Origin of the sequence: Candidatus Palauibacter soopunensis, assembly GCF_947581735.1 — a bacterium.
Classification (GTDB): domain Bacteria; phylum Gemmatimonadota; class Gemmatimonadetes; order Palauibacterales; family Palauibacteraceae; genus Palauibacter; species Palauibacter soopunensis.
Window position 1 is genome coordinate 187,568 of record NZ_CANPVT010000008.1, and the last position, 12,392, is coordinate 199,959.

The window sequence follows — 12,392 nt, forward strand, 5'->3', positions numbered from 1 at the left end:
CGGACTGCGGAGATGCCGCAGCCGAGCCGATGACGCGGGAGTCCGACCTCACACCGTGCACGGACCGGCGCGACCGCCCACGGGCGGTCCCCGGCATTTGCGCATCTCCCATGTACTCGCGGGGTTCCCCGCGGGAGGTACGATTTGACGGCCAACGGCAGACCTGCGGTCTCGTTCGACAAGCTCGCCCGCCCGATGCACATGCCGCATTTCCTGGATGTGCAGCGAGAGGCGTTCGAGCGTCTGCTGCAGTCGAAGGCGATCGAAGAGGAGCGCCGGGACCTCGGTCTCGAGCGTGTTTTTCGGGAGATCTTCCCGATTACGGACGTCAACGAGAACTTCTCGCTGGAGTTCGTCAGCTACTCTCTCGGAGAGCCGAAGTACGAGGTCGAGGAGTGCATCGAGCGCGACATGACCTACTCCGCGCCGCTGAAGGCGCGGCTCCGGCTGGTCATCTTCGAGACGGTCGGGAAGGACGACGAAAAGCGTCCGGGCGACATCCTGGAGAAGGAAGTCTATCTCGGGGATCTGCCGCTCCTGACGGAGCAGGGAACGTTCGTCGTGAACGGAGCGGAGCGGGTCATCGTGAGCCAGCTTCATCGTTCCCCCGGCGTCGTGTTCGAAGAGACGCTGCACCCCAACGGCACGCGGCTTTTTTCGTCCCGGATCATCCCGTTCCGCGGATCCTGGGTCGAATTCACCCTCGACATCCACGACGTGATCCACGTCCACATCGACAAGAAGAAGAAATTCCCCGCCACCGCACTGCTGAGGGCGTTCGGCTATGGGCGGGACGTGGACATCCTCGAATGTTTCTGCCGACGCCGGCTCGTGCGGATCGACGCGGAGAATGACGAGGAGTCGTCGACGCATCGCGAGGTCACGGGCACGCTGGTGGCTCGGAGCATCGCGAACCCCGACTTCGGGGAGGATCCAGAAGCGCTGGAACTGCGCGGCTACGAGCCCGCTCCGGACGCGCCGCACTGGCTGGCGGACGATCTTCCCGGCGCGGATGGCGGGGAGCCGGTTGCGGCCCTCGGCGATCGGCTCGACGCGGAGTTGATTCAGCGCATCCTCGACCAGGAGATCACAAGTGTCGAGGTGTTCGGAGAGGACGACGCCTTCATCGTGCGCCGCGGGGAGCTGTTGGGCGAGGAAGCCCTCGAACGCCTCGTGCGCGCGGGCGTGTCGGAGGTCGAGGTGTACTCGAGCGCGACGTTCGTACCGCTGCGCGGGACCTACGAGGATCTCGCGATGCGCCGCGACTGGAGTTCGAGTCCGCAACTCGCCGCCGACGTCGTGGCCGAGGACACCGGAGAAGTCCTGGCCGAGAAGGGCGCGCGCTTCGATTCGAGCCTGTTCGCCAAGCTCAAGGCGGAGAAGGCCCGCGAGGCTCTCGTGTTCACGGGTGGTCCGCGCGGGGAGTCCCCGCTGCTGCGCAATACGCTCGCGAAGGATCCGACGGCGAGCGAGGCGGCCGCGCTGCACTCCATCTATTCTCTCGTCCGGCCCGGCGAGGCGCCGAACCTGGCGACGGCCCGGGGCGCGCTCGATCGGCTCTTCTTCAACCCCAAGCGATACGACCTGGGTCGGGTGGGGCGACACAAGATCAACCACCGGCTCAAGGACGTGTACCGGCTGCTCGGCCTCGATATCCCCGCGGGCGATCTCGTGGTGCTGGACCCGTCCGACTTCGTGGCGATCGTCCGCTACCTGGTCGAACTGCACGAGGGCCGCGGATACACGGACGACATCGACCACCTGGGGAACCGCCGCGTACGGTCCATCGGCGAACTCATCGCGAACCAGTTTTCCGTCGGACTGTCGCGCATGGCCCGCCTGGTGCGGGAGCGGATGTCGATCAACAGCGACCCCGAGAAGATTTCCATCGACGACCTCGTGAACGCGCGCACGGTAAGCGCCGTCATCCAGGCCTTCTTCGGGAGTTCGCAGCTGAGCCAGTTCATGGACCAGACGAACCCGCTCTCGGAACTCACGCACAAGCGACGCCTGAGCGCGCTGGGTCCGGGTGGGCTGACGCGGGAGCGCGCGGGCTTCGAAGTGCGGGACGTGCACTACTCGCACTACGGTCGGATGTGTCCGATCGAGACCCCGGAGGGCCCGAACATCGGGCTCATCACCTCGGTGACCACATACTCCCGTCTGAACGAGCTGGGCTTCCTCGAAACCCCCTATCGCAGGGTGGTCAACGAGCGGGTCTCGCAGGACGAAATCGTCTGGCTCTCGGCGAGCGAGGAGGAGGAGTACTCGGTCGCGCAGGCGAACGCCGAACTCAACCCCGACGGGACGTTCGCCCGCTCGCTCGTCCTCTGTCGGCGGCGTGACGACTATCCGCTGCTGCCGCCGGACGAGATCGACTTCATGGATGTCGCGCCCGATCAGTTGGTGGCGGTGTCGCCGGCGCTCATTCCGTTCCTCGAGCACGATGACGCGAACCGGGCGCTGATGGGATCGAACATGCAGCGGCAGGCCGTGCCGCTTCTCTTCCCGGAGCGTCCGCTCGTGGGTACGGGTCTGGAGGGCAAGGTGGCCCGGGACTCCGGCGCAGTGGTGCTTGCTCGCCGCGCCGGGACGGTGACTCGGGTCACGGCGGACGAAGTCGAGGTCGACACCGGCAAGCCCCGCCGGGCGGCCGGCGAGATCCCTCTCGCCCGCCTTACGCAGTACGACTCCTATCGGCTCAGGAAGTTCTGGCGCACGAATCAGGACACGGCGATCAACCAGCGGCCGATCGTCCGGGTCGGGGACCGCGTGGAAGCGGGCGATGTGATCGCGGACGGCGCCGGCACCGACGGCGGTTCGCTCGCGCTCGGCCGCAACGCGCTCGTCGCTTTCATGCCATGGTTCGGACACAATTTCGAGGACGCCATCGTGATCAGCGAGAAGCTGGTCAAGGGAGACGTCTACACGTCGGTCCACATCCAGGAACTCGAACTCCACGTCCGGGACACGAAACGCGGGATGGAGGAGATCACGCGCGAGATCCCCAACGTGGCCGAGGAAGCGCTCGTCGACCTCGACGACCGGGGGATCGTCCGCATCGGCGCCGCGGTTCGCTCGGGAGACATCCTCGTCGGCAAGATCACGCCGAAGGGGGAGACCGAGCTTTCCCCGGAAGAAAAGCTGCTGACGGCGATCTTCGGGGAGAAGGCGAAGGATGTGAAGGACAGCTCGCTGCGCGTTCCCCCGGGCGTTGAAGGGACCGTGATCGACGTCAAGATCTTCTCGAGGCGAATCGACGATCCGCTGCTGGAACGGGAGCACGGCGAGCGAATCGCTGAACTGCGCGAAGGCGAGCGCGAAGAGATCGCACGGGTGATGGAGGCCCGGGACGAGGAGATCCTGGAACTGCTTCAGGGGGAGACGGTGGTGCTGTGCCTCGGCCGGGGCTCCCTCGAACCGTTGTTCGCCGAGGGCACGAAGCTGACGAAGACGAAGCTTCGGAGCATCGACCTGGGAGAGATTGACCTCTCGACGCTGAAGGTGAAGACGGAGAAGTCGAACGACCTGATCCGCCGCGTGGAGGCCGAGGCTCGCATGCGAGTGGAACGGATACGCGAGCGCACGGAAGAGGGAATCGACAAGATCTTCCAGCCCGACGAGTTGTCCCCGGGCGTCGTCCAGCTCGTGAAGGTCTACCTTGCGGAGAAGCGAAAGATCTCGGTGGGAGACAAGATGGCCGGCCGGCACGGGAACAAGGGCATCATCGCCCGCGTGGTTCCCGAAGAGGACATGCCGGTCCTGCCCGACGGACAGTCCATCGAGATCGTACTCAACCCGCTCGGCGTACCGAGCCGGATGAACGTGGGTCAGATTCTCGAGACCACGCTGGGTTGGGCGGCCCGGGCTCTCGGCTTCGAGGCGAATACGCCCGTCTTCCAGGGAGCGACCGAGCATGAGATCGGCGCTCTCCTGAAGATCGGGGGCGCCTACTGGGCGGCTCGCACGCTCGGATCGGACGTGGAACCGCCCGAACTCTCCTACGAGACGATTCAGACGCTCGTCAACGAGATTCAGGCCCGGGCCGGAGACGATCCGGTTTCGGATGACCCGGCCAGTCTCGGACGCACGCTCGACGCCTATCTCGAGGGAGGAGGCGAACTTGCCTCGTACCTGCGGAGCCTGGCCTCCTTCGTCCTGCGCGTCGTGCGCGATGTTTCGGGTGCGACTACGGCGGCGAAGCTGGAGTCCGAGGGCTGGCCGAAGACCGCCGCGCTCTCGGGGCGGCGCAGGATCACCTCGGGCGTGGACGCGGCCGTCGTCGAGCTCATGGAGCGCGCGGGGCTGCGTTCGAACGGCAAGATGAGGCTGCGCGACGGTCGCACGGGCGATGAGTTCGTGGCGGATATCGCGGTCGGCGAGATCTACATGATGAAGCTCTCACACCTCGTCGACGACAAGATCCACGCACGCTCCATCGGTCCGTACAGCCTTGTCACGCAGCAGCCGCTGGCCGGCAAGGCGCAGTTCGGAGGGCAGCGCTTCGGCGAGATGGAGGTGTGGGCGCTGGAAGCCTACGGCGCGGCCCACACGCTGCAGGAGATGCTGACCGTCAAGTCGGATGACGTGACGGGACGGAGCCGCGTGTACGAGGCGATCGTGAAGGGCGACAACCTGCCCAAGCCGGGGGTGCCCGAGAGCTTCAACGTGCTCGTCAAGGAACTACAGGCGCTGGGGCTGAGCGTGACGCTCGGCGGCGACGAGTCGGAGCCGCTGTTCTAGCGAACAAGAGGGTGACAGATGATCGATTTTCCGCGAAACCGCAGTGCCGGTTCGTCCGAGTTCGACTGGATTCAGATCAAGCTCGCCTCGCCCGAGGAAATCCGTTCCTGGAGCCACGGAGAGGTCACGAAGCCGGAGACGATCAACTATCGGTCGTTCAAGCCGGAGCGCGACGGCCTGTTCTGCGAGCGCATCTTCGGGCCGGTCAAGGACTGGGAGTGCCACTGCGGAAAATTCAAGCGGATCCGATACCGCGGCCACATATGTGACAAGTGCGGGGTCGAGGTCACGCTCTCCAAGGTTCGCCGCGAGCGGATGGGTCACATCGAACTCGCCGTGCCCGTGGCCCATATCTGGTTCTTCAAGACGCTTCCTTCCCAGATGGGCTACCTGCTCGGGATGAAGCTGCGGGATCTCGAGAAGGTCATCTACTACGCCGCGCATGTCGTCACCGAGCCCGGCCGGCAGGAGGTCGAGTTCAAACAGGTCCTGGAAGAGGATGAGTACTGGGAGCTGACGGACAAGGCGCGCGAGGAGGGAGATACCGAATTCCGTGCTGAAATCGGGGCGGAGGGGATCCGGACGCTGCTGGGACAGCTCGACGTCGACGAACTCGCCGAGCAGCTGCGCTACGAGGTCGTGCACGAGACCTCGAAGCACCGGAAGAAGAAGAAGCTCAAGCGGCTCAAGGTCATCGACGCGATCCGCAACAGCGACGACGAAGTCTCCAAGCGCAACAGCCCCGAGCACATGATCATGGATGTGATTCCGGTGATCCCGCCGGATCTGCGTCCCCTCGTTCCGCTCGATGGCGGACGGTTCGCGACGTCCGACCTCAACGACCTCTACCGTCGCGTGATCAATCGGAACAACCGGCTCAAGAAGCTGCTGGAAATGCGCGCGCCGGAAGTGATCCTGCGCAACGAGAAGCGCATGCTCCAGGAGGCGGTGGATGCGCTGTTCGACAACGGGCGCCGCGGCAAGGCGATTCGCGGAAGGGGCAAGCGGCCGCTCAAGTCCCTGTCGGACATGCTCAAGGGCAAGCAGGGCCGGTTCCGGCAGAATCTGCTCGGAAAGCGTGTCGACTATTCCGGCCGGTCGGTCATCGTCGTGGGTCCGGAACTCCGGCTGCACCAGTGCGGGCTGCCGAAGAAGATGGCCGTCGAGCTGTTCAAGCCGTTCATTATCCATGAACTCGAGCGGCGGATGCACGCCGAGACGGTGAAGCGGGCCAAGAAGCTCGTCGAACTCGACGACCCGACGGTCTACGAGGTCCTCGAGGACATCATCAAGGATCACCCGGTACTCCTGAACCGGGCCCCGACGCTTCACCGGCTGGGGATCCAGGCCTTCGAGCCGGTGCTCGTGGAGGGGAAGGCCATCCGCATTCACCCGCTCGTGTGCGCCGCGTTCAACGCGGACTTCGACGGCGACCAGATGGCGGTTCACGTGCCGCTGTCGTTCGAATCGCAGCTCGAGGCGCGAATCCTCATGCTGTCGAGCAACAACATCCTGAAGCCCGCAAACGGCCGGCCGATCGCGTCGCCGTCCCAGGACATGGTCCTCGGCTGCTACTACATGACGAAGGTCCGGCCGGACTTCGACGAATACGAGGCGGGAGGATCGGATCTCCCCCACTTCGCGAACGCGGCCCAGGTTGAAATGGCGCTCGAAGCGGGATACCTGCGCTCGCCGGCGGGGACGCCGGACTACCACCTGCCGATTCGGCTGCTCGTCGACGAAGAGGCCGACGACGGCCAGGTCGAGCGGAAGTGGGTCATGACGAGCGTCGGACGCGCCCTCTTCAACGCGATCCTGCCCTCCCGGGTGCCGTACGTGAACGAGACGCTGGGCAAGGGTGCGCTGGGAGACCTCGTCTTCCGGTCGTTCCGGCTCGCGGGACTCGAGGACACGACGGCGTTCCTCGATCAACTCAAGGACTTCGGGTTCCGCAACGCGACGAAGGCCGGCGTTTCCATCGGACTCGACGACATGGAAATCCCGGCCGAAAAGCAGGAGATCCTCGGAGAAGCCCAGGAGGACGTGAACCGGTTCACGAAGGCGTATCACCGCGGCGTGATCTCCTTCGGGGAACGGTACAACAAGGTGATCGATGCCTGGACCCACGCGAACAACGACGTCGCCGACGCGATGGTCCGCGGACTCCAGCAATCGAGACACGGCTTCAATCCGATCTTCATGATGTTCGATTCGGGGGCCCGGGGTTCCCGCGACCAGATCCGGCAGCTCGCGGGGATGCGGGGTCTGATGGCCAAGCCCCAGAAGAAGTTGACCGGCGGCATCGGCGAGATCATCGAGAGCCCGATCCGCTCCAACTTCCGGGAGGGCCTCAGCGTGCTCGAGTACTTCATCTCGACGCACGGCGCGCGGAAGGGGCTCGCAGACACCGCCCTCAAGACGGCGGACGCCGGCTATCTCACGCGCCGGCTCGTCGATGTGGCGCAGGATGTCACGATCATCGAGGAGGACTGCAACACGATCCTCGGGCTTGACGTCACGGCGCTCAAGGAGGGCGAGGACATCATCGAGCCGCTGTCGGATCGCGTCGCCGGCAACATCGCGGCGGAAGCCGTGATCGACCCCATCGACGACGAGGTCATCGTCGAGTCCGGGGATATGATCACGGAGGCTCGGGCACGGGCCATCGATGAGAGCGGTGTCCAGCAGGTTCGCATCCGCTCGGTCCTCACGTGCGAGTCCCGGCGGGGCATCTGTCAGCAGTGCTACGGGCGCAACCTCGCGACGATGGAACTCGTCGATCTCGGTGAGGCGGCGGGAATCCTCGCTGCGCAGTCGATCGGCGAGCCGGGAACGCAGCTCACGCTCAGAACCTTCCACATCGGAGGGACGGCGGCACGGATCGCGGCGCAGACCCAGCGGCGCTCAAAGCTCGAAGGCCGGATCGCATTCGAGCGCGTGACGACCGTCACGAGTCCGTCGGGCGATACGATCGTCACAAGCCGTGAGGGCGAACTCCTCATGAAGACGCCGGACGACCGCATCCTGTCGCGGCTCGCCATCCCCTACGGCGCGACGCTCTTCGTGGAGGACGACACCGACGTGGGGCACGGGGATCTGCTCTTCGGCTGGGACCCGTACTCCGAACCCATCGTGGCGGACAAGAAGGGGAAGATCCGGTTCACGGACATCGTGCCGGAAGAGACGGTTCGCGAGGAACTCGACGAAGCGACGGGGCGGCGTCAGCAGGTGATCATCGACGACCGGGAGAAGAAGCTCCACCCCGTCATCAACATCGTGACCGGCAAGGGCGCCAAGCTGCGCGAGTTCATCGTACCGGTGGGCACGCAACTGCTCGTGCAGGATGGACAGGCCGTCAACGCGGGGGAGACGCTCGCCAAGATCAGCCGCGAGGCCTACAAGACCCGCGACATCACGGGTGGATTGCCACGCGTTGCCGAGCTGTTCGAGGCGCGGAGGCCGAAGGATCCCGCGACGATTACGGAAGTCGATGGGCGCGTCTCGTTCGGCGGGATCAAGCGCGGGAAGCGCGAGATCATCGTGACCATGGATGACGGCGAGGAGATGGTCTACCAGATCCCCGTCGGCAAGCACCTTCGCGTGCACGAGGGAGATCTCGTGCGTGCGGGAGACCGGCTCTCCGAGGGTCCGGTGAATCCGCACGACATCCTGCGTGTCCGGGGACCCCGAGCGGTGCAGGAGTACCTGCTCAACGAAATCCAGGAGGTCTACCGCCTGCAAGGCGTACGGATCAACGACAAGCACATCGCGGTGATCGTGCGTCAGATGCTGCAGAAGGTCCGCATCACGGATCCGGGCGGCACGGAATTCCTCGAAGGTGAGCATGTTGATCGGATGGAGTTCCGCGACGCGACGCGCGAAGTTCTCGAGGGTGGAGGCAAGCCCCCGCGGGCCGAGCCGATCCTGCTTGGGATCACGAAGTCGAGCCTCACCACGGAGTCCTTCATCAGCGCGGCCTCCTTCCAGGAGACCACGCGTGTGCTTACCGATGCCGCTGTGCGTGGAGCGAAGGACCGCCTCAGAGGGCTCAAGGAGAACATCATTATCGGGCACCTGGTCCCGGCGGGTACGGGGACGCACCGATTCTCCGATATCGAATTCCTCGTGGACGACGCGCTAAAGGCGCAGATCGACTCCATGCGGCGCAGGGTCGTGCCCGAGGAGATGCCCCGGAGCCTCTTCTCGGACCTCCGGGACCAGGCCGAGGAAGACGAGGCCGCCGTGGCGGAGGAGGGCGCGGTCATGACGACCTGACGTCCGTCCGACCCCGAAGCGGGGGGTGCGTTTACGGGATCTCCGCACCCCCTCTCCGCGACGGAAGTTGCTTGACACCGAGGGGCCTCAAGACTACTCTCTCTCGTCTGTCGACCGACCGGTCGGCAGTCGCCGCGGGGGCGGTTCGGATCCGTCCCCGATTTTTTTACCCCCAACGGCCGGCCCCCGAGTTCGGTGATCGGCGCACCGGTGCGGCCGAAGGGAGCGATGGAGCGGGAATGCCGACCATCAATCAGCTGGTCCGCAAGGGCCGCAGGAAGGTCCAGAAGAAGAGCAAGGCGCCGGCGCTGGAGGGGAACCCCCAGAAGCGCGGCGTGTGCACGCGAGTGTACACCACGACGCCGAAGAAGCCGAATTCGGCGCTGCGGAAGGTCGCCCGCGTGCGACTCACGAACGGATACGAAGTCACCGCATATATCGGAGGCGAAGGCCATAACCTCCAGGAACACAGCATCGTGCTGATCCGGGGCGGACGAGTGAAGGATCTGCCGGGTGTGCGTTATCACATCATCCGCGGGACCCTCGACGCGTCGGGCGTGGACGACAGGAACCAGGGCCGGTCGAAGTACGGTTCGAAGAAGAGAAAATAGCTCGGGATCTTTCGGAAATTCGAGCGGGCCGAACACCGTTGGGCCCGGCCTCGGAGTCCGTGGCCGGGCTTTATTGCGAAGTCTCCGGATGAACCCGGAGCCGGATATGGCGAAACGAGATGCCACGACGAAACCGCGCCGAACAGCGTGAGGTGATTCCGGACTCCCGATACGGGAGCACGGAGGTCACGAAGTTCATCAACATGCTGATGCTGGACGGAAAGAAGTCCCTCGCCGAGAAGATCTTCTACGATGCGATGCAGAACATCGAAATGAAGACGGGACAGCCGGCGATGAACGTGTTCCGGCAGGCGCTTCAGAACGCGAAGCCGATCCTCGAGGTCCGCAGTCGGCGGGTAGGTGGCGCGACGTACCAGGTACCGATGGAAGTGTCGTACCGGCGGCGCGATTCGCTCGCGCGCCGATGGCTCGTGCAGCACTCGCGTGCCCGCTCCGGCAAGACAATGTCGCAGCGGCTCGCCGGTGAACTGCTCGACGCCGCCCGCGGCGACGGGGGCGCGGTGAGGAAGAAGGAGGACGTGCACCGGATGGCGGACGCGAACAAGGCGTTTGCGCACTACCGCTGGTAATGAGTCCGTCCGGCACCCGAGGTTCGACAGATAGAGACCAATAGATCGACTCATGGAGAGAAGAACGCCGCTCGAGCGGCTTCGGAATATCGGCATCATGGCGCACATCGATGCCGGAAAGACGACGACGACCGAACGGGTGCTGTTCTACACCGGCCGGACGCATCGCCTGGGCGAAGTGCATCATGGCGACGCGACGATGGACTGGATGGAGCAGGAGCAGGAACGCGGCATCACGATCACATCGGCCGCCACCACCTGTAACTGGACGCACGACGGCGAGCCCTACCGCATCAACATCATCGACACGCCGGGGCACGTCGACTTCACGGTGGAAGTGGAGCGCAGCCTTCGCGTGCTCGACGGCGCCGTGGCCCTCTTCTGCGCCGTCGGCGGCGTGGAGCCGCAGTCCGAGACGGTATGGCGGCAGGCCGACAAGTACGGTGTCCCGCGCATCGCGTTCGTCAACAAGATGGACCGCGTCGGCGCCGACTTCATGCACGTCGTCGGGATGATGCGCGACCGCCTGGGTGCGAACGCGCATCCGCTTCAGATCCCTCTCGGCGAGGGCGAACTCTATACGGGCATGGTCGACCTCATTCGCGAGGTCAAGGTCGTCTACGACGATGAATCCCTGGGCGCGCGCTGGACCGAAGGCCCCGTGCCGGACGCCCTGGTGGACCAGGTGGCGGAGTTGCGGAGCGCCCTCATCGAGGCGGCGGTCGAGTACGACGAACCCATGCTCGAGAAGTACCTCGAAGGGGAAGAGCTCACCGAGGAGGAAATCCGCGGTGCCGTGCGAAAGGCGACGCTGGCCAACGGGATCACGCCGATCCTGTGTGGCTCCGCCTTCAAGAACAAAGGCGTGCAGCGCCTGCTCGACGCCGTGATCGACTTCCTCCCCTCCCCCCTCGATGTTCCTCCCGTCACCGGCCACCTCCCGCAGCAGGATGAGACGGAGGTCGAGCGCACGGCCGACGAAGACGCGCCGTTTGCGGCCCTCGCGTTCAAGATCGCGACCGATCCGTACGTCGGACGTCTGACGTACTTCAGAGTGTACTCCGGCACGGCGAAAGCCGGCTCGAAGGCGCTAAATTCGTCCAGGGGGCGAAAGGAACGCTTCGGGCGGTTGCTCCAGATGCACGCGAACAAGCGCGAGGAGCGTGACGAAGTGTTCGCGGGCGACATCGCGGCCGCGATCGGACTCAAGCATACGCGGACGGGGGATACGCTCTCGTCGGCGACCGACCCGATCGTGCTCGAGTCGATGAGCTTCCCCGAGCCCGTGATCCGGGTGGCGATCGAGCCTCGGACGAAAGCGGATCAGGAGAAGTTGTCGGGGGCTCTCGCGAAGCTTGCCGAGGAAGACCCGACGTTCCGCGTCTACACCGACGAGGAGACGGGGCAGACGATCATCAGCGGGATGGGCGAACTCCATCTCGAGATCATCGTCGACCGGCTCCAGCGCGAGTTCAGGGTCAACGCGAACGTCGGCCGTCCGCAGGTGGCCTATCGCGAGACGATCCGCAAGGCCGTCCGCAAGGTGGAGGGCCGCTTCGTGCGGCAGTCCGGCGGCCGCGGGCAGTTCGGGCACGTGATCATCAACCTCGAGCCCACGGATCCCGGCGGCGGCTTCATCTTCGACTCCGAAATCCGGGGCGGAAACGTGCCCCGCGAGTACGTGCTCTCCGTGGAACAGGGGATTCGCGAGGCGCTGGATTCAGGGATCGTCGCCGGCTACCCGATCATCGACATCAAGGCCACGCTGATCGACGGTTCGTACCATGAGGTCGATTCCAGCGAGATGGCCTTCAAGATCGCGGGCTCGATCGCGCTCAAGGAAGGTGCGCGCAAGGCGCAGCCGGTACTGCTGGAGCCTGTCATGAACGTGGAAGTCGTTACACCCGACGACTATCTCGGGGACGTGATGGGCGACCTCTCGAGTCGGCGGGGCAAGATCGGCGGCATGACGCAGCGTTCGTCGGCCCAGGTCGTCGGGGCGTCCGTGCCGCTCTCGGAGATGTTCGGCTACGCGACTTCCCTGCGCTCGATCAGTCAGGGTCGCGCGGTCTACACCATGCAGTTTTCACACTACGAGGAAGTTCCGGGCTCCAAGACGGCGGAGATCGTCTCCGCCAACGGCTCGTAGCCGGCGAGGAGCCGGTCCGCGAGC

Annotated in this window: 5 protein-coding genes; all 5 read left to right on the top strand. The window is 65.1% G+C overall.

The window, feature by feature from the left end:
- The first annotated feature begins 144 nt into the window (after positions 1-144).
- The 5 genes from rpoB to fusA all read left to right on the top strand — a co-directional run bounded on the left by rpoB (position 145) and on the right by fusA (position 12,368).
- Positions 145-4,743 carry a DNA-directed RNA polymerase subunit beta gene (rpoB, locus tag RN901_RS04915; protein ID WP_310756548.1) on the top strand — a complete coding sequence of 1,533 codons (4,599 nt, stop codon included), beginning with the start codon at positions 145-147 and terminating at the stop codon, positions 4,741-4,743.
- 18 nt (positions 4,744-4,761) lie between these two features.
- Entirely contained in the window at positions 4,762-9,018 is a 4,257-nt protein-coding gene (rpoC, locus tag RN901_RS04920; protein WP_310756550.1) for a DNA-directed RNA polymerase subunit beta', read from the top strand.
- A gap of 239 nt (positions 9,019-9,257) precedes the next feature.
- Positions 9,258-9,629: a 30S ribosomal protein S12 gene (gene rpsL, locus RN901_RS04925; protein ID WP_310756552.1), complete on the top strand. Its 372-nt coding sequence runs from the start codon at positions 9,258-9,260 to the stop codon at positions 9,627-9,629.
- 119 nt (positions 9,630-9,748) lie between these two features.
- A complete protein-coding gene (gene rpsG / locus RN901_RS04930; protein ID WP_310756554.1) occupies positions 9,749-10,219 on the top strand; it encodes a 30S ribosomal protein S7 in 471 nt (156 codons plus the stop codon).
- Positions 10,220-10,271: 52 nt separating this feature from the next.
- Entirely contained in the window at positions 10,272-12,368 is a 2,097-nt protein-coding gene (fusA, locus tag RN901_RS04935; protein WP_310756556.1) for an elongation factor G, read from the top strand.
- Positions 12,369-12,392 lie beyond the last annotated feature (24 nt).

Coding starts and splice junctions, on each gene's coding strand:
- rpoC (WP_310756550.1), top strand. CDS start 4,762: ATGATCGATTTTCCGCGAAACCGCAGTGCCGGTTCGTCCGAGTTCGAC.
- rpsG (WP_310756554.1), top strand. CDS start 9,749: ATGCCACGACGAAACCGCGCCGAACAGCGTGAGGTGATTCCGGACTCC.
- rpsL (WP_310756552.1), top strand. CDS start 9,258: ATGCCGACCATCAATCAGCTGGTCCGCAAGGGCCGCAGGAAGGTCCAG.
- fusA (WP_310756556.1), top strand. CDS start 10,272: ATGGAGAGAAGAACGCCGCTCGAGCGGCTTCGGAATATCGGCATCATG.